The organism is Kitasatospora sp. NPDC004723, assembly GCF_040609255.1.
In the GTDB taxonomy this organism is placed as follows: Bacteria; Actinomycetota; Actinomycetes; order Streptomycetales; family Streptomycetaceae; genus Kitasatospora.
This window is the reverse complement of the sequence record NZ_JBEXJT010000043.1, coordinates 16,056-34,420: the sequence shown is the minus strand read 5'-3', so window position 1 is coordinate 34,420 and position 18,365 is coordinate 16,056. Positions and strand designations below refer to the sequence as shown.

13 protein-coding genes are annotated in these 18,365 nt (G+C 75.6%); 9 read left to right on the top strand and 4 right to left on the bottom strand.

Annotated elements, in window-relative coordinates; all coding sequences use genetic code 11:
* Positions 1-24 precede the first annotated feature (24 nt).
* The 3 genes from truB to ABZW10_RS30275 all read left to right on the top strand — a co-directional run bounded on the left by truB (position 25) and on the right by ABZW10_RS30275 (position 6,005).
* Positions 25-954, top strand: coding sequence for a tRNA pseudouridine(55) synthase TruB (gene truB, locus ABZW10_RS30285; protein WP_355372122.1), 930 nt, complete (start codon positions 25-27; stop codon positions 952-954).
* Between the two features lie 189 nt (positions 955-1,143).
* Positions 1,144-4,962 (top strand): trypsin-like peptidase domain-containing protein, encoded by a 3,819-nt coding sequence (locus ABZW10_RS30280; RefSeq protein WP_355372120.1) that lies wholly within the window; start codon positions 1,144-1,146, stop codon positions 4,960-4,962.
* Positions 4,963-5,027: 65 nt separating this feature from the next.
* Positions 5,028-6,005, top strand: a complete 978-nt coding sequence (locus ABZW10_RS30275) for a bifunctional riboflavin kinase/FAD synthetase (protein WP_355372117.1) — start codon at positions 5,028-5,030, stop codon at positions 6,003-6,005.
* A 72-nt stretch (positions 6,006-6,077) separates the two neighbouring features.
* Here the strand turns inward: ABZW10_RS30275 and ABZW10_RS30270 are convergent, their stop codons facing one another.
* From ABZW10_RS30270 to eccE, 3 genes are all read right to left on the bottom strand, one after another.
* Positions 6,078-8,342, bottom strand: a complete 2,265-nt coding sequence (locus tag ABZW10_RS30270) for a MinD/ParA family protein (RefSeq protein WP_355372115.1) — start codon at positions 8,340-8,342, stop codon at positions 6,078-6,080.
* Positions 8,343-8,526: 184 nt separating this feature from the next.
* Positions 8,527-9,300: a hypothetical protein gene (locus ABZW10_RS30265; RefSeq protein WP_355372112.1), complete on the bottom strand. Its 774-nt coding sequence runs from the start codon at positions 9,298-9,300 to the stop codon at positions 8,527-8,529.
* Entirely contained in the window at positions 9,300-10,715 is a 1,416-nt protein-coding gene (eccE, locus tag ABZW10_RS30260; protein ID WP_355372110.1) for a type VII secretion protein EccE, read from the bottom strand. The genes ABZW10_RS30265 and eccE overlap by 1 nt, the downstream gene beginning before the upstream one ends.
* A 170-nt stretch (positions 10,716-10,885) precedes the next feature.
* Between eccE and ABZW10_RS30255 the strand changes: the two genes are divergently transcribed.
* From ABZW10_RS30255 to ABZW10_RS30230, 6 genes are all read left to right on the top strand, one after another.
* Positions 10,886-12,553 (top strand): type VII secretion protein EccB, encoded by a 1,668-nt coding sequence (locus ABZW10_RS30255; RefSeq protein ID WP_355372107.1) that lies wholly within the window; start codon positions 10,886-10,888, stop codon positions 12,551-12,553.
* 186 nt (positions 12,554-12,739) lie between these two features.
* A complete protein-coding gene (locus ABZW10_RS30250; RefSeq protein WP_355372105.1) occupies positions 12,740-13,045 on the top strand; it encodes a WXG100 family type VII secretion target in 306 nt (101 codons plus the stop codon).
* A 77-nt stretch (positions 13,046-13,122) separates the two neighbouring features.
* Positions 13,123-13,416 (top strand): WXG100 family type VII secretion target, encoded by a 294-nt coding sequence (locus tag ABZW10_RS30245; protein WP_355372102.1) that lies wholly within the window; start codon positions 13,123-13,125, stop codon positions 13,414-13,416.
* Positions 13,417-13,510: 94 nt separating this feature from the next.
* Positions 13,511-14,731, top strand: a complete 1,221-nt coding sequence (gene mycP, locus ABZW10_RS30240) for a type VII secretion-associated serine protease mycosin (RefSeq protein WP_355372099.1) — start codon at positions 13,511-13,513, stop codon at positions 14,729-14,731.
* A gap of 136 nt (positions 14,732-14,867) precedes the next feature.
* Complete coding sequence (locus tag ABZW10_RS30235; protein ID WP_355372096.1) at positions 14,868-15,410, top strand: SigE family RNA polymerase sigma factor; 543 nt, start codon at positions 14,868-14,870, stop codon at positions 15,408-15,410.
* Between the two features lie 78 nt (positions 15,411-15,488).
* Complete coding sequence (locus tag ABZW10_RS30230; protein WP_355372093.1) at positions 15,489-16,781, top strand: hypothetical protein; 1,293 nt, start codon at positions 15,489-15,491, stop codon at positions 16,779-16,781.
* A 79-nt stretch (positions 16,782-16,860) separates the two neighbouring features.
* Here the strand turns inward: ABZW10_RS30230 and ABZW10_RS30225 are convergent, their stop codons facing one another.
* Positions 16,861-18,276 carry an APC family permease gene (locus tag ABZW10_RS30225; protein ID WP_355372091.1) on the bottom strand — a complete coding sequence of 472 codons (1,416 nt, stop codon included), beginning with the start codon at positions 18,274-18,276 and terminating at the stop codon, positions 16,861-16,863.
* Positions 18,277-18,365: the final 89 nt, after the last annotated feature.

The window sequence follows — 18,365 nt, the reverse complement described above, 5'->3', positions numbered from 1 at the left end:
TAGGGCTTTGACAGAGAGAACTTGATGAAGCGCAAAGGCACCGGCCCGGACGGCCTGGTCATCGTCGACAAGCCGGAGGGCATCACCTCGCACGGGGTGGTCGCCAAGCTGCGGTGGCTGGCCGGGACACGGAAGGTCGGTCATGCCGGCACCCTCGACCCGATGGCCACCGGCGTGCTGGTGATCGGCGTCGAGCGGGCCACCCGGCTGCTCGGCCACCTGATGCTCACCGCCAAGACCTACGAGGCGACCGTCCGGCTCGGCCAGACCACCGTCACCGACGACCGGGAGGGGGAGGTCACCTCCTCGACCCCGGCCGACGCGGTGACCCGCGAGGCGATCGACGCCGGGATCGCGGCGCTCACCGGCGCGATCATGCAGGTGCCGTCCAAGGTCAGCGCGATCAAGATCGACGGCAAGCGGTCGTACGCGCGGGTGCGCGAGGGCGAGGACTTCGAGCTGGCCGCCCGGCCGACCACCATCCACGCGTTCACCGTGCACGAGCAGCGCGCGGCGGTGGCGGAGGACGGCACGCCGGTGATCGACCTCGACGTCACCGTGGAGTGCTCCTCCGGGACCTACATCCGGGCGCTCGCCCGGGACCTAGGCGCCGGGCTCGGCGTCGGCGGCCACCTCACGGCGCTGCGGCGCACCAAGGTCGGCCCGTACGGGGTGGAGTCGGCGCGCACCCTGGAGCAGCTGGAGGCGGCGGTCACCGGCGGCTCCGGCGCGGGGCTGGAGGTGCTGCCGATCGGCGAGGCCGCGGCGGCCGCCTTCCCGCGCTGGGACCTCGACGCCGACCAGGCGAAGCAGCTCTCGCACGGCGCCCGGCTGAAGGCGCCCGGGCTGGGCGTGGAGGGGCCGATCGCGGTGTTCGGGCCGGACGGCACCTTCCTGGCCCTGGTGGAGGAGAAGGGCGGCCAGGCCCGGCCGGTCGCCGTCTTCGTCGGCTGACCGCTCCGCGCGGGGGCCGGCACCGGGGAAAGTTCACCCGCACGGGGGAGCGCGCGAGGTGAACGGCGGTGGTGATCGGCGCGGGCGCGGTCCGTCCGCGTGCGCGCCGGGCAGGCTCCCCGGCGGCGAGCAGGTCGCCGCGACGCGTCCGCTCCAGGGCCGGCCGGCCCTGCGGGGAGGGCTGCGGGCATGCCGGGACTGCGGGGCTTCAGGGGCTTTCCGGGGGAGGACGACACCGCCGCGGCGGGCGACGCGGGCCGGTCGCTGCTGCGGATCCGCGACCGGGACGGACGGCTGCGCGGGCTCGGCTTCGTCGTCGACCGGCAGGGCACCGTCCTCACCGCCCACGAGGTCGTCGCGGGCCTCGACGGGATCGTCCTGCACCTGCCCGGCGGGCGGACCCGGGCGGTGGACCCGGCCGGTGTCCGGCCGCTGCCCGGGCACGGGCTCGCCCTGCTGCGCACCGGCTCGGCCGACGGTCCGCCGGTGGCGCCGCTGCCCCTCGCGGGACCGCCGCCGGCCGGGGGCGGCGAAGTGCTGCTGGTGCCCGTCCCGGTGCGGGGCGAGGGACGCGCGGACGGGCGGACCGTGCTGCTGCGCTGCGCCGCCGCCGCGACCACCGGGGCGGTGTACCCGCAGGCGGACCACTTCCATCCGGTCGGCGGCGTGCTGCTGCTCGACGTGCCCTCGGCGGCGGACGCGGCCGCCGTCCCGGCCGGGGCGCCGGTGCTGGACGCCGGCAGCGGCGCCGTGGTCGCCGTGGTCGCGCCCGGCCTGCGGGCCCCGGGGCGGCCGGGGCCGCCGACCGCCGTCCCGGTGCTCGGCGCCGGGGCGGTCGAGCCGGCGCTCGCCGAGGTGCTGGCGCGCAACGCGGCCGACGTGCCCGCCTACGGGCGGGCGCTCAACCTGGCCGGGGTGCTGCGGCTGACCGCCGCCCAGGTCGCGGCGGCGGGCGCGGGTCCGGGCCGGGTGGCCGCCCTGGCGGCCGACCGGGTGGAGCGCTCCGACGGTCCGGCGTGGTGGGCCGACCTCCTGGTGACGGGGGAGGGCGGCGGCCCGGTGGGGGCCTGCGGGGGGTTGTGCGGGGCCGAGGAGGGGGGCGCTTCGCCGCAGCCGGGCGCCGGGTCGTGGGGGGCTTTCGGGGGCGCGGCGGCCGGAGCGTCCGCCGCGGGCGCCGAGCCGGGATGCCGGGGCCGCTGCGGGGCGGGGGCCAGGGTGGTGGCGCTGGTGGGGGCGCCCGGATCGGGACGGAGCACCGAGGCGGCGGCCGTGGCCGCGCGGCGCGGGGGCGGGGAGCGCCCGCAGCCCACGGTGTGGCTGCGCGGGGCCGATCTGGCGGCCGGTGACCTCTCGCTCGCCGGGGCGGTGGAGCGGGCGCTCGCGTCCGCGGCGGCCGGGCTGGAGGTGCCGCCGCCCGGTGCGACGGCGGTGGCGGCCCTGTGTGCGGCGGCCGGACGGCCGCTGCTGGTGGTGCTGGACGGGCCGGAGGAGGCGCCGGTGCCGCTCGGCGCGGACTGGCTGCGGGCGTCGGCGGGGTGGCTGGCGGCGGGCGGCGCGCGGTTGCTGACCGCCTGCGGGGAGGAGGGCCGGCAGGCCCTGGCGCCGACCGGCGGTGCGGTGCGGGTGGTGGCCCGGAGGCTCGGACCGCTGCCCGTCGAGACGGCCGAGCGGGTGCGGGGACGGTACGGACTGCCGCCGGGGTGGCCGGCGGAGCCGGACGCCCGGCACCCGCTGGCGGTCCGGCTGGCGGGGGAGCTGTGGGCGCAGGGACTGCGCGGGGAGCCGGCGCTGCGCAGCGAGCTGTTCGCGGCCCACCTCGACCTGTGCTGCCTGCGGGTGGCCCGGCGACTCACCGAGGACGGCCGCGTCCGGCGGCCCGGGGCCCACCGCCGGGGCGCCGTCCGGTCGGCGGCGCAGGACGCCGGGCGGGTGCGGCGTACGGCGGCGGCGGTGGCCGGGCGGGTGCACGAGGCGGCGCGGCGGATGCTCGGCGCCGGGGAGGGCGGCCTGGACCGGGCCGCGTTCGAGGAACTGTTCCCGGCGGCCGGCGGGTGGGCGACGGCCGTGCTGGCGGAGGGCCTGTTCGTACCGGCCGGGCCCGGTCACCGGTTCGCGCACGGGGAGTTCGCCGACTGGCTGCAGGGCCAGCACCTGGACCTGGACGGGGCGCTGCGGCTGCTGCTCGGGGAGGCGCAGGACGCACTCGCCCCGCCCGCCGACCCCGGCCGCCCGGCCGGGGGAGAGCGGCCCGCACCGCCGGGCGCGGGCGCCACCGTGCCGCGGCACCGGATCGGCCCGGTGGCCGCCGCGCTCCGGCGGATCGGCGAGACCTGGGGCGCACCGGCGCTGGACCCGTGGCTGCACCGGCTCTGGCGGGCGCTGGACCTGAACCCGCCGGGCGGCGAAGCCTGCTGGTGGGCCGGCGCCCTGCTCGCCGCGGGCCTGGAGGCCAGTCCCGACCTCGGCGAACACCGGGCGCTGCTGGAGCAGTTGGCCGATCGGATCGTCGAACGGGCCGCCGTCGCGGGCGGGTTCGAGCGGCTGCCGGTGCCGGGGCTGGGCGGGTACGGCCCGGCGTTCTGGGCCGCGCTGGGCCTGCCGGTGGAGCGCGAACTGGACCTGTACCGGCGCCTGGTGGCCGCCGACGGCCCGGACCGGCCGTTCCTCGCCGCGGTGGCCGCCCGGCTGCGGGCCGATCCGGCGGGCCTGCTGCCGCTGCTGTGCGCCTGGTTCGACGATCCGCGCGGCCTGCCCGGCCGCCCCGGGGTCACCGTCGCCGACCTCGCGCACGACCTGCTGTTCGCGCACCGGGCGCTGGCGCTGGACGAGTTGACCGAGGCGCTGGCCGTGGCCGCGCACCCGCGGGCGGACGCGCTGCTGGCCGTGCTGGCCGTCGAGGAGCCCTCGGCGCTCTGCCGGGCGGTGGACCGCTGGAGCCACGACCCCCGCCCCGAGCGGCACGTCGCCGCCGCGGTGCACGCGCTGCGCACGGCCCCGTACGCGCGCGGTGCCGGGCCCGAACTGCTGCGCTTCACCGCGCTGGCCCTGCTGGCCAGGGAGGACGAGCCGGCCCTGCACGGTGCCGCGCTGGCCCTGCTGCTGCGGGACGGGCGGAGCCGGGCCGGGCACCTTCCGGCGGCGCTGGCCGCGTACCGGCGCGGTGAGGACCGGTTCCTGACCGCGCGCTCGCTGGCCCCGGCGCTGGAGAGCGACCCGGAGCCGGTGCTCGCGGCGCTGGCGGACCGGCTGGGCGGGCCGGGCGGCGCGGACCCGGCCGGTGCGCCGGTGGCCGCCACGCTGCGGGTGCTGGCCGACGCCCGGGCGCCGTCGGCCGCCCGGCGCGGCGCCGAACTGGCGGCCCGGCTGCTGCGCGAGCGGCCGGCCCTGGCCGGGCCGGTCGCCGTCGACTACCTGGGCCGCCGGCTGGCGCACGGGGCGGTGGAGGGGGCGGTGGCGCGGCTGGAGCTGCGGATGCTGCTGAGCAGCGCCCTGGCGGCCCGCGCGGCGGCCGTGCGCCGGCCGTTCGCCGAGGTGCTGTCCCGTCCGGTGCCCGACCCGGTGGCGGACGCCCTGCGCTGCGAGCTGCTGGACACCCTGCTGGCCACCGAGGCGGATCCGGAGGTGCTGGCCGCCGCCGTCGCCGGGCTGGCCGAGCACTGCGCGGCGGAGCGGCCGGCCCGGGCCCGCGCGGTGCTGGTGCGGGCGGCGGCCGGGCTGCCGGACGCGGACGGGCTGCTGGTGCGCTGCGCCGGCCGGTCGGCGGCGTTCGCCGCGCTGCTGGCGCGCTGGCCGTCGGACGAGCGCCCGGCCCGCCCGGTGGGGCCCGGTCTCGACCGGCTGCGGGCCCTGGTGGCGGCCGGACGGGACCCGCAGTACGCGGCGGCGGAGGCCGAGCGCACGGGCGGCTCCGGGGTGTCCCGGACGCCCGCCGCCGGGCCCCGGCACCCGGCGGTGCGCCCAACCTGCCTTCCGGTGCCGAACTCGGGACAGGCGCATGGCACGCTATAGGGGTTCGGGTTTTGAGCGTTTGAGCGTACGGACGGTACGCGCCGTAGGGAACAAGGAGCGGTCAGGTGCAGCGCTGGCGTGGCCTGGAGGAGATCCCCGATGACTGGGGACGCAGCGTCGTCACCATCGGCTCGTTCGACGGAGTGCACCGCGGACACCAGCTGATCATCAACCGGGTGGTCGAGCGCGCCCGCGAGCGGGGCGTCCGCTCGGTCGTGGTCACCTTCGACCCGCACCCGAGCGAGGTGGTCCGCCCCGGCAGCCACCCGCCGCTGCTCGCCCCGCAGCCGCGCCGGGCGGAGCTGATCGAGGAACTGGGGGTGGACGCGGTGCTGGTGCTGCCGTTCACCACCGAGTTCTCCAAGGAGTCGCCGGAGGAGTTCTTCCGGCAGGTGCTGGTGGACGCGCTGCACGCCTGCCTGGTCGTCGAGGGGCCGAACTTCCGCTTCGGCCACCGGGCGGCGGGCGATGTCGCGCTGCTGGCCGAGCTGGGCCGGGCCGCGGACTGCGGCGTCGAGGTGGTCGACCTCCAGGTGCGCGGCGCGGTGGGGGACGGCGAGCCGTTCTCCTCGACGCTGACCCGCCGGCTGGTCGGGTCCGGTGACGTGGCCGGGGCGGCCGAGGTGCTGGGCCGCCCGCACCGGGTCGAGGGCGTGGTGGTGCGCGGTGCGCAGCGCGGCCGTGAGCTGGGCTACCCGACCGCCAACGTGGAGACCGTGCCGCACAGCGCGATCCCGGCCGACGGCGTGTACGCGGGCTGGCTGATCGCCGGACGGGACGGGACCCTCCTGCCCGAGGGCGGGCAAGGCGGGAGGATGCCGGCCGCGATCTCGGTGGGCACCAACCCGACCTTCGACGGCACCACCCGCACCGTCGAGGCGTACGCCATCGACCGGGTCGGCCTGGACCTCTACGGGATGCACGTGGCGGTGGAGTTCCTGGTCTACCTGCGCGGGATGGAGAAGTTCGACTCCATCGAGGCGTTGCTGGAGCGGATGGCCGACGACGTGAAGCGTGCCCGTGAACTGACGGACGCAGGCTGACCGGCGCATGACGGCACGAGGGCCCGCCGACCGGGAGGTCGGCGGGCCCTCGGCGTTCGCTCCCGCGGGCCGCTACTGCTGCGGCGGGGCGGGCGACGGGTACCCGTAGCCGGGCGGCGGCTGCTGGTGGTCCTCGGGCTGGGCGTAGCCGTAGCCGGGGGCCGGCGGGGCCGACGGCTGCTGCCACTCCGGGACGGGGGCGGGGCCCGGAGCCGGGGCCGCGGCGCCGGGCGGGGCGGGCTGCGGCGGGTAGCCGTACCCGGCCGGGGGCGGCGGGATCTGCCCGGGCTGCTGCGCCCAGGGCGCGCCCGGCGCGGGCTGGACGCCCGGCTGGCCGGGCTGGTGCGGGTAGCCGTACGGGTACGGCTGGCCGTAGGGCGGCTGGGCCTGCGGGCCGGGCTGGGGCTGCGGGTAGCCGGGCGCCGGGGGCTGCTGCTGGGCCGGCGGCTGTTGCTGGGGCTGCTGCCAGCTCGCCTGCTGGGCGGCGGCCTGCTGGGCCCGGACGATGTCCTCGCCGACCAGGGTGGCCAGGTCGAAGTACGCCTCGCGGACCTTGGGCCGCATCATGTCGAGGTTGACCTCGGCGCCGGCCGCCAGGCTCTCGTCGAAGGGCACCACGACCACGCCCCGGCAACGGGTCCGGAAGTGCGCGACGATGTCCTCGACCTTGATCATCTTGGCCGTCTCGCGGACCCCGGAGACCACCGTGATGGAGCGCTGCACCAGGTCGGCGTAGCCGTGCGCGGAGAGCCAGTCCAGCGTGGTGGAGGCGGACGAGGCCCCGTCCACACTGGGCGTGGAGACGATGATCAGCTGGTCGGCGAGGTCCAGCACCCCGCGCATCGCGCTGTACAGCAGACCGGTGCCGGAGTCGGTCAGGATGATCGGGTACTGGCGGCCCAGCACGTCGATGACCTGGCGGTAGTCCGAGTCGTTGAAGGTGGTCGACACGGCCGGGTCGACGTCGTTCGCCAGGATCTCCAGGCCCGAGTGCAGGTCCTGCGAGGTGAACTGACGGATGTCCATGTAGCTGCGCAGGTGCGGGATGGCCGTCACCAGGTCGCGGATGGTGGCGCCGGTCTGCCGCTTGACCCGGCGGCCGAGGGTGCCGGCGTCCGGGTTGGCGTCGATCGCGATCACCTTGTCCTGGCGCTCGCTGGCCAGCGTCGCGCCGAGGGCGGTGGTGGTCGTGGTCTTGCCGACGCCGCCCTTGAGGCTGATCACCGCGATCCGGTAGCAGCTGAGCACCGGGGTGCGGATGATCTCCAGCTTGCGGGCCTTCTCCGCGGCGGCCGCCTTGCCGCCGAACTGGAAGCGCGGCTGCTGGCGCTGCTGCTTCGGCTGGCTGCGCAGCAGCCGGTCCGAGGACAGCTCGACGGCGGCGGTGTAGCCGAGCGGCGCGCCGTGCGCGGTCTGCTGCGGGGCACCGGCCTGCTGGAACGCGGCGGGAGCGGCCGGCGGCCGGTCCCACTGCGGGGCGCCGGGCTGCGGCTGCGCGGGCTGCTGGTAGGTGTTGGGCTGCGGCCAGCCGCCCGCGCGCGGGTCGGCGGGGGCGGGCGGCGCGGCCTGGTCCGGCTGCGGCTGGCCGGGCTGGGGCTGGCCGGGCTGGGGCTGGCCGGGGAACGGTTGTCCGGGCAACGGTTGTCCGGGCAACGGCTGGGGCTGGGCCTGCTGGGCTTGCTGGGCCGCGGCCCAGGCGGTCGGGTCCTGCGGGTAGGGCTGCGGTTGGCCGGGCACCGCCGGGTAGGGCTGGGGCTGCACGGGGGCCGGGTACGGCTGGGCGGGGCCGGGCTGCACGGGCGCCGCCGGGTCGGCGGGCGGCCAGCCGTAACCCGCCGCCGGTCCGGGTGCGGGTGCCGGAGCCGGAGTGGGCACGGGGGCGGGGACCGGCGCGGGCGGCGCCGCGACCGGCTCCGGTGCCGGGGCGGCGTGCGCGACCGGGGCGGCCGGCGGTACGGCGGACACCTCGACCGGCGCGGGAACGGGAACGGGCGGCGCGGGTACGGCGGCCTCGACCGGCTGTGGCTGGACCTGCGGCTGCGGCACCGCCGGCGCGGTCGGCTGGACCTGCGGCTGAGGCTGCGGCTGGGCCGGAACCACCGGCGGCGCAGCGGCCTGCACGGGTACCTGCGCGGGCGCGGGCGCCGGAGCGGGGGCCCCGCCCGGAGGCGGCGTCACCTGGCCACTCGGCGCGGCCGTTCCCGCCGCCGGCGCCGGGGCGCCCGCGTCCGTCTGCACGTACCAGGACGGGGGAGTGTAGTCGGGCGCGTCGGACCAGTCGTCGTCGTCCTCCGCCGCGTTGTCGCCGACGTAGACGCCGTCCCGATCGCTGCTCACCTAGGCTCCCTCGTGTTCGCCGCCGCACGTTCGCGGTGCCGTTGCCGTCTCACAGCCTAGGCCGTGAGCCACCCCCGGCTGAAGGCGGTGCCGCATCTCCGGACGGCTCCCGGACGGCGCGCGCACGGGCTGTGGACGGGCTGCGCACGGCTCGCGCACAGCCCGCCGACGCGCCCCCCGCGCGTCAGTCGAGGCGGCGCGGACCGCCCAGGATCTGGTGTTCCGCCTGGCCGGCCACGATCCGTACGTACTGACGGTTCATCCGGGTCGTCCACAGCGTCAGGTCGTCCGGCAGGGACGGCAGTGCGGCCACCTCGCCCGCGCCGAGCGAGAGCACCCGGCCGATCAGCTCGGCCTCCTCCGGCATCACCCGCTGCACCCCGACCAGGTCGGCCGAGTTGAGCACCCGGGCGGCGTTCGGTCCCAGGTGCGGCACCAGCGTCAGCACCGTCTGCCAGGGAGCGGCGGAGAGCCGGCTGCGCGGCGGACGGGCGCCGAGGTCGCGCACGACGAGCACCGGCGAGGTGACCGAGGCACCCTGCGGGCCGAGCCGGCCGGGCTGGTGGACCGTCACGCACGGCTGTCCGCCGCCCGCGGCCTGCGCCATCGGCCCCCACAGGTGGGCACGGGCGGTCTCGACGGCGATCCGCGCGCCGGTGGCCGCCGCCCGCAGCGCGATCACCTGCGCCGTCCACAGACCGCCGACCAGCACCAGCTCATGGGCGCTCGGCCGGAACAGGCCGAGCACGGCGGGGCGCGACCGGTGCACGTCCTCGCCGATCAGCACACCGTCGTCGCCGACCGGGAAGGAGAGCGCCGCCAGCTCCGCGACCGTCAGCACGTGCTTCTCCCGGCGCGGTCCGCGCAGCCCGAAGCCGGGCAGCAGCCGGGGCCGGACCCGCGGCTGCGGCTCGGTGCCGCTCTGCGCGCCGGCGGTGGAGTGGGTCTGGTACGACATCAGGAAGCACCTCCCAGCGGCAGCGTGGCGAGGACGCCCGGGGCCTGCTCCAGGTCGAGCCGGGTCAGGCCGAGCCCGGTGCTCTGGGCCCGCGCCTCTACCTGCCGGCCGAGGTCGACGGCCTCGCTCTCGCTGCGCCCGGTCACCCGGACGTGGCCGCTGAGGGCCACCGAGCCGCCGGTGCCGTGACCGGCCGTCAGGCTGAAGGTGCTGGCCAGCGCGGGCGCGCCGGTGACCAGGTTGACCAGGTCAGGGACGGCGATCCGGCCGGCGCCGCCGCCGGGGCGGCCGAGCTGCGGCCAGCGGGAGATCCAGTAGGTGCTGTGCCAGCGGTCGTCGACCCGCCAGAACCGGTTGGTCTCCTGGGTGCGCCGCCCGCTGCCGCCGCCGCTGCCGGTGCCCTGGCGGCCGGCCGTGGCCAGCGGGTTGACGCAGCTGGAGATGGCGAGGGCGGCGATCAGCTCGCGCTCGTCGAGCACGGTGACGTTGAAACCGGCGCTGTTCAGCCGCCCGGCGAGCTGGTCGGTGACCCGCTGGAGCGCCTTGCGGGCGCCCTGCTCGCCGCCGCCGCGGGCGCGCACCGCGGTGGCCGCCCGTTCCGGGTCGAGCTTGAGCGCCACCCAGGTGAGCCGCAGCGCGGGGGTGGCGGTGCCGTCCGCGAGCTCCCGGTAGGCGCGGGCGGCCAGCGACTGCTCGGGCAGGTGCGGCGCGGGCGCCGGCTGGGTGTGCTGGACGAGCTGGACCGACTCCAGGGTGATGTCGTCGACCCGCAGCGCCGAGCAGAGCACGTCCAGCGGCAGCGGCCGGGCGGTGCGCGCCGGACGCAGCGGCAGGTCCTTGGCCTGGACGAGCAGGACGGCGCTGAGGAAGGTGCCGTCGCCGACCATGCCGGTCTCCCGGCGCACCGGTCGGCCGCCGAAGTCGGCCTCGGTGGCGTGGGTGCAGGTGCGCAGGGCCGGTTCGAGTTCCAGGGCGGGGGCGAGCGCCGGGTCGGTGCCGGGCGGCGGGACGTGCGCCCGGGCGCGCTTGCGGCGGGCCCGGAGCGCGGTGCGCACCCGTAGCGCCTCGGGGATGGTGCGTCCGCGCAGCGGCACCAGCGCGAGCACGACCAGCACCAGGCCGACGGCGCCGAAGCCGGCGGCGACCGGCCGGCTGATCGTCCAGCCGACGGCGACCAGCGCCACCGCGACCTCGACCAGGACGAGCTGTTGGAGCCTCAGCCGTCCGCCGAGCAGCCCGGGCCGGGGGTGGACGCGGACCGCGACGGGGCCGTCGGCGCCGCCGGAACGGGCCGGGCGCGGCGCGCGCTCCGGGGCGGGGGAGCCGCCGTTGTCGGCCCGGCCGCGTCGTTCGGAGCGGCGTGAACCGCTGCCCCGTGCCGTGCTCCGGCGCCCTGGAGCGGTCTGGCTTGGCATCCCCCGAGTGCCCCTCTCTGGTTCGGTTGTCGCGGCCCGGCTGGCCGGTGCGTGAACCGTACCCGTACCGTACTCACCGTCTGCTGCCGCATCGTAGAGGGTTCGAGCGCGTTCTCGCCCGGGGGGTGCGGGACACGGGGCAGGACGGTCCGACAGGGGAGACGACGAGGATGGCATCGCGCCGGGACGAGCTGAACGCCTACACCTTCGCCCGCAAGCGCACGGTCGCGGCCTTTCTGCTGCCCGGCGGCGGAGGCGGTGACGAGGACGCCCCGCGGCCGGTCAAGGCGGTGCTGCCGAGCGTGATAGCCGGCGCGCTGGTGGTCGGCGGCTTCGGTCTCTGGGGGGTGTTCAAGCCGAGCGCGCCGGTGGGCTGGGACGAGGGCAGGTTCATCGTCCAGGGCAAGCAGAGCACCACCCGGTACGTGGTGCTGACCGACCCGGACGGGAGGACCAAGCGGCTGCACCAGGTGCTGAACATGGCCTCGGCGCGGCTGGTGCTGCCGGTGGACTCCAAGGTCGTGGTGGTCGACGACGGCGTGCTGGACCGCTATCCCAACCACGGCCCGACGATCGGCATCCCGTACGCGCCGGACAAGCTGCCGAGCAAGGAGAACGCGAGCCGCCCGATGAAGTGGTCGGTCTGCGACCGCCCGGGCGACGAGCAGGGGAGCACCGTCGACCAGGCGGTGTTCGTGGCGGGCGGCGCGGACGCGGAGGCGTTGGGCGCCAAGGACCGGCAGCTGGACGTCGGACAGGCGCTGCTGGTGCAGCTGGCGGACGACCCCCAGGTCACCGCCGCCGGCCAGACGGCGGGCCAGGGCAAGTTGAAGGTGTACCTGGTGGACGACAAGGGCCGCCGGCACGCGATCGGCGGCCCGGAGGACTCGGACGCCACCCGTACCCAGCTGATGGGCGCGGTCTTCGGGCCGACCGCGGTCCCGCAGAAGGTGAAGAAGGACTGGCTGGAGACCCTGGCACCGGGCAGCGACATCGTCTTCCCGAAGATCGACGGGCTGGTCCCGGACACCAGGACCGCCAACTCCTCGGTGCAGTTGCAGAACCCGGAGGACCGCAAGGTCGGCCGGCTGGTCCGGTTCGGCGACAAGCACTACGTGGTGGGCAAGACCCAGCTGCTGCTGATCAGTCAGTTCCAGGCGGAACTCATCCGGCAGAACCCGCAGTTGCAGCCGCTGTACAACCAGGACGCCAACAAGAGCCCGCGGGTCGACGACCTGACCCCGGCCGAGCACGCCGTCGTCAACAGCAATGTGCCGCTGATGGCGGAGGGCGCCGCCGACTGGCCCGTCAGGACGGGCGCACCGGCCAACAACTGGCAGGCGCCGAAGGACGCGCGCCGGGTGGTCTGCAGCACTTTCGAGGGAGTGGCGGAGGACGGCCGGACCCCGCGGCGCAGCGTCTGGGCCGGCCCCGACTACCCGGTGCGCTACAGCAACGGCGCGGCCACCGCGCACGTGACGCCGGGTCACGGCCTGTTCTACCGTGCGCTGGACAACTCCGCCGAGGGCTCCGGCACCGACTTCCTCATCACCGAGACCGGGCTGCGCTACGCGGTGCCGGCCAGCAGCGAGGGCGGCAAGGGCGGCCAGACCACCGCGCCGGCCCAGCCGGCCGGCCAGGGCGCCGCGCCCAAGACCCCCTCCGCGCAGCCCGCGACGCCGTCCGGCCCGCCGCAGCCCGAGGAGGCGGGCGGCAACCAGGCCCGGCTCGGCTACCAGGGTCTGCAGCCCGCGCTGGTGCCCCAGCAGTGGTCGAACCTGGTGCCGGCCGGTCCGGCGCTCAACGCGAAGACCGCGGCGCAGCAGCAGAACGCCTGAGCGGCCTCGGTCCGCGCGGCGCACAGGAATTGGCCACGATGTCATGGCTTGGTAACTGGCCGTCGCCCGGTGTTGGGTGAGCTGCGTGTGCCGACTACAGTGCTGCAGGACATCACACCGGTGATGCCCGGGGGCTTGCAGAACGTCCCCCGGCCACGAGGTCTGTCTCATGGGGGACGGTAGAGCATGGGTCAGTTCAAGACGACCGCTCAGGAGATGCTGGCGTTCGCCAAGCACATGGACGAGGTCATCGGCAAGATCAACACCGAGATCAACGGCCTCAACAACCTGGTGGGTTCCATCACCAGTGGTTGGCAGGGCCAGGCCGCGACGGCTTACACCAACCTCCAGGGCCAGTTCAACACGGACGCCCAGGAGCTCAACAAGTCGCTGCGCGCCATCAAGGACGCGATCGAGATCACGACCCAGAAGTACTCGCAGGCCGACGCCGACCAGCAGGCGATCTTCGGATCCGCCGCCGCCGGCGCCTGATCCGCGGCTCCGTCCGTTCACCCCGCGACGCGCACCCCGGGTGACGGGGTGCCTCGCAGCCTCGACTAGGAGACATCGTGGCCGACCACATTCTCGTCAACTTCGAGACCATCAAGAGCGCCAGCGCCGAGGTCCGTCGGACCGCGCAGACCATCCAGCACCAGCTGGAGGAGCTGAAGGGCGGCGTCACCAAGATCGCCGCGAGCTGGGAGGGCGCCGCCCAGCAGGGCTACCAGGCCCACCAGGCCAAGTGGGACCAGCGCGCCGCGCACCTGCAGCAGGTGCTGGAGCAGATCGCCAAGTCGCTGGACAGCGCGGCCATCAGCTACCACAACACCGAGAACCGCAACGCCACCCTCTGGACCGGCTGACGGCCCACTACGCCGAAGGGCGGGTGCCCCCTCGCGGGTGCCCGCCTTTGGCACGCGGGCGTGCAACCAGGTCGACGACAAGAGGGGTGGCAGGGTGCCGGTGGTCAGGTACCGGACGGCGGCCGCGGCGGCGGCCGTCCTCGCACTGCTGGGCGGCCCGCTGACGGTGCCGGCGGCAGCGGACGGACCGGGCATCTCGGCCGCGGGGGAGTGCGGCAAGAACGCCCAGAACGTGCAGGCCGTGCCGTGGTCGCTGCAGCGGATGGTGCTGGACGAGCTCTGGCAGGGCGGTGCGGTCACCGGCGCCGGGGTGCTGGTCGCGGTCATCGACACCGGGGTGGACGACCAGAACCCGCAGCTCGCCGACAAGGTGGTCGACGGCGGCTCGCTGCTCAAGGACAAGGAGGGCAAGCGGGTCGAGGGCGGCGGCAAGGACGACCTGGTCGGCCACGGCACCAAGGTGGCCGGCATCATCGCGGCCGCCCGCAGCGAGCAGACCGGGTTCGTCGGCATCGCCCCGGGCGCGGCCATCCTGTCGATCCGGCAGAACGACGCCGAGGGCAACGGGGACGTGCACTCGCTGGTCGAGGCCATCAACTCGGCCGTCCAGCAGGGCGCCAGGGTCATCAACATCTCGCAGGACGTGCGGGGCGCGGGGGACACCCGGTTCGTGGGCTACGACGAGCTGAAGGCCGCGATCGACAACGCGGAGAACCGCGGCGTGGTGGTGGTCGCCTCCTCCGGCAACGACGGCAAGAAGGGCGACACCTACCCGGCGGCGTTCCGTACGGTGCTCGCCGTCGGCGCCTCCGACCGCAACAACGAGCGCACCTACTTCTCCCAGTACGGCGACTTCGTGGACGTCGCGGCCCCCGGGGTCGACATGCTCTCCACCGTCCCGCGCGGCGGACAGTGCGTGGACAACGGCACCAGCTTCGCCGCGCCCTACGTGGCCGGGCTGGCGGCGCTGCTGGTCGGCGCGCACAAGGACTGGCGGCCCAGCCAGGTGCGGGCCTGGATCGAGCAGACCGCGCAGCGCACCGACCACAAGGCGAACGAGTACATCGGCTGGGGCGTGGTCGACCCGGTGAAGGCGGTGACCACCGCGCCCGCCGCACCGGCCGAGCACCCGGTGGAGGACCCGCCGGTCCAGCTGGCCTCCGCCCCGATCGTGCCGCGCCCGCTCGGCCTCGGCGAGACCCAGGCCGACCGCGACGGGCGCACCGCCACCTACGTCCTGGGCATCGGCGCCCTGCTGGTCGCGCTGCTGATCGGCGGCGGCGTGGTGCTGCGCGACCACCGTCGGCGGAGCTAGGCCTCGGCCTGGCCGGCTCCTTGCCGGGCACCTCCCGGCCGGGCGTCGGGAAAAACTTCGTGCCCGGTTGTAACATCCCGCCCGACCCACCGCATCGAACAAGTGTCGACAGCGGTGAACAGGGAGGACGTGGGGGATGGGGCGGGCCGGGGCCGGACGCAGGTCGAAGGACGCGGAGTTCCTGGAACTCGTCTCGGGGCACACCGGACGGCTGTACCGCTCCGCCTGTCTGCTGACCGGCGGGGACACCCACCAGGCCGAGGACCTCGTCCAGGAGGCCCTCAGCCGGATGTACGTGCTGTGGCGCCGCAGGGCCTGGACCGGCGGGCGCCACCGGATCGACAACCCCGGCGCCTACGCGCACACCGTGATGGTGCGCGTGTTCCTCGCCCAGAAGCGCCGTCGTTCCAGCGACGAGCGCCCCACCGACCAGCTGCCCGAGTCCGCGGGCCAGGAGGCGGACGGGGCGCTGCGCCTCACCCTGCTCGACGCGCTCGGCCGGCTGTCCGCGAAGGACCGGGCCGTGCTGGTGCTGCGCTACTGGGAGGACCGCAGCGTCGAGGAGACCGCGGAGGTGCTGCGGCTGTCCTCCGGCGCGGTCCGTACCCGGACCTCCCGGGCGCTGGCGCGCCTGCGCGGGCAGCTCGGGGACTCGCTGGCCGAACTCGCCGCCCGCTGACGGTACGAACCGACCACCTCCTGCGGGGGTCCGCCACCGGCCCCTGCTCCGTGACCGAAGGAAGAGCGGTGATCACGCATGTCCGCACCCGACAGCTTCGAGGATGATCTGCTCCACGCCATGACCCGCACCGGCGAGGGCTTCTCCCCGCAGGGCCCGGCCGGACTGGCGGGCGGCGGGCTGGAGCGCGGCCGTCGCCGTTGGCGACGCCGGTCGGCCGCCGCCGTGGTGGGCGGCGCGGCGGCGCTGGCCCTGGTGGGCACCGGGGCCTTCTACCTCACCGACGGTTCCCCCTCCGCCGTCCGGCTGACCCCGGCGGGCACCGGGCCCACCCCGGCCGCCGGCTCCGGCACGGGCTCCGCCTCGCTGACGCCCGGATCCTCGCCGACCGCCTCCGCCACCCCCTCCGCCGGCCCGGCGGTCAGCGGGGAGGAGGTGCTCGCCATGTTCCGTGCACTGCTGCCCCAGGGGCAGATCAGCAACGCCGAGGGGGCCGGCGCCGACCGCAACGGCCAGCCGAACACCGGGATGTCCGGCGCGAGTCTGGTCTTCGACGAGGGCAAGGGCAAGTCCTGGATGACGATCTCGTTCTCCAGGGTCGCCCAGGACGACCCGAGCCGGACGGACAACGACTGCCCCGACAAAAAGATCATCGCCTTCGACGCCTGCACCGCGACCGCGCTGCCGGACGGCGGTCGGCTGACCGTGTTCCAGGGCTACGAGTACCCGGACCGCCGGGTCGACACCAAGTGGTGGAACGCCAAGCTGACCGGCAAGGACGGCCGGCGGATCGAGCTGAGCGAGTGGAACTCCCCGGCGGAGAAGGGCAAGCCGGTCTCCCGGGCCACCCCGCCGCTGACCCCTGAGCAGCTCAGGGCGATCGTCACCGACAAGTCCTGGGACCGGGTGATCGCCGCCCTGCCTGAGCCGGTGTCGGAGTCTCCCAACCACCGCAGCGAGCCCTACACCAAGGAGGAGATCCTCGCGACCGCCGCGAAACTGCTCCCGACGGGACTCAAGCAGACCGAGACCGGCGGCAGCGAGGGCTACGCCAACTTCGTGGTGAACGACGGCAAGGGCAAGTCCATGGTGGAGCTCAACGTGGACGACTGGAGCAACCCCATGAACACCGAGCCGTTCGGCGGTACGGAGACGATGCCCGACGGGACCCAGGTGAAGGTCCGCAAGGTGCCGGGCAACCCGGCGCGGTGGACGGTCGACGCCCTGCACCCGGACGGCCTGCGGGTGGCGGTCGGCGCCTACAACAGCGGCGGCCCGAACGCCGCCGGTTCCCGGACCGCCCCGGCGCTGACCGTCGAGCAGATGAAGGCGATCGCGACCAGCCCGGAGTGGAAGCTCAAGAAGAAGTAGCACCCGGACGCGGCAGTGCCCCGGGCCAGGGGGAGCCCGGGGCACTGCCATGTGGGGGAGGGGTGGGGTATCGGGGGGATCAGGCCTGCTGGTCCTCGGGGAGGCTGATCACCCAGTGGGTGTCCTGCCGGGGGCGCAGGTAGAACAGCCAGTAGAGGGTGGCGACGGCGGTGATGCCGCCGGTCCACAGCAGCGGCACCGCGTCCAGCTGGGTGATGACGTAGCCCAGGACCACGATCAGCAGCACCGGGACGGCCGGCCACAGCGGCATCCGCCAGGCGGCGGCGTGCTTGTGGTGCTTGCGGCGGGAGAGCAGCGCGGCGACCGCGACGAGCAGGTACATCCCGGTGACGGCGACGCCGGTGATCTCGCTGAGCAGCTCGCCCTTGACGTAGCAGAGCGCGGCGCCCGGCAGGCCGACGGCCAGGGTGGCGATCCACGGGGAGCCGAACCGGCCCAGGGTGCCGAAGGCCTTGTTGACCGGGCCGGGCCAGGCCTTGTCGCGGGCCGAGGCGAACAGCACCCGGGAGTTCTGGATGACCATGACGATGCCGGCGTTGATGATGGCCAGCGCGACGCAGAGGCTGATGAAGGTGCCGACCGCGGAGTTGCTCCAGGCGGTGACCATGCCGGAGATGTCGCCGGAGCTGAGCGTCGCCAGGTCGGGGGCGCCCATGGTGATGGCGGCGACGGGGACGAGCAGGATCGCGGCGGAGATGCCCAGCGTCCACAGCACGGTGCGGGAGACGTTGCGGCGCGGGTTCTCCAGCTCCTCGGAGAGGTAGACGGCGGTGGAGAAGCCCTGGGTGATGAAGAGCGCGATGCCGAGGGCGCCGATGATCGCGCCGATGCTCACCGTGGTGGTGACGCCGTTCTCGCCGGTGACCACGCCGTGCAGCATGCTGGGCGCGTCGCCGTTGGCGTGGGCGAAGCCGAGCACCGACACCACGCCGGCCGCGATGACCTCCAGGACCAGGAAGATGCCGGTGATCCAGGCGTTGGCGCGCAGGTCCAGCAGGCCGGCCAGGGTGGCGGCGAGCATCACCGCGGCGCCGGCCAGCGGCTTGTCGACGTGCAGCACCGGGGCGAGGTAGTCGGCGGTGCCGAGGGCGATGACCGAGGGGACGATCATCACCACGATCAGCGAGAGCACGAAGACCAGCCAGCCGGCCAGCCGCCCGGCCAGGGTGCCGACCATCGCGTACTCGCCGCCGGCGCTGGGGATCAGGGTGCCGAGCTCGGAGTAGCAGAAGGCGACCGCGATGCAGAGCACCGAGCCGATCGCGATGGCCAGCGCGGTGGCGCTGCCGATGCTGGAGAACAGCTCCGGGACGATCACGAAGAGCGTGGAGGCCGGGGTGACGCAGGACAGCGTGAGCAGCGTGCCGCCGACGACACCGATCGAGCGCTTGAGCTGCTGCGGCGGGGCGTCGGGCGCGCCTGCGGTCGCCGCGGCGGGGGCCGCGGGGGCGGGCGGGCGAAGCGTGTCGGTCATGAGGCATCCGATCGGCTCTGTGCTGGTCCTGGTGAGGGAGCGGTATCGCCTCCGCTGGCTGACTGGCTCGGTTTCTGGTCCTGTCGCTC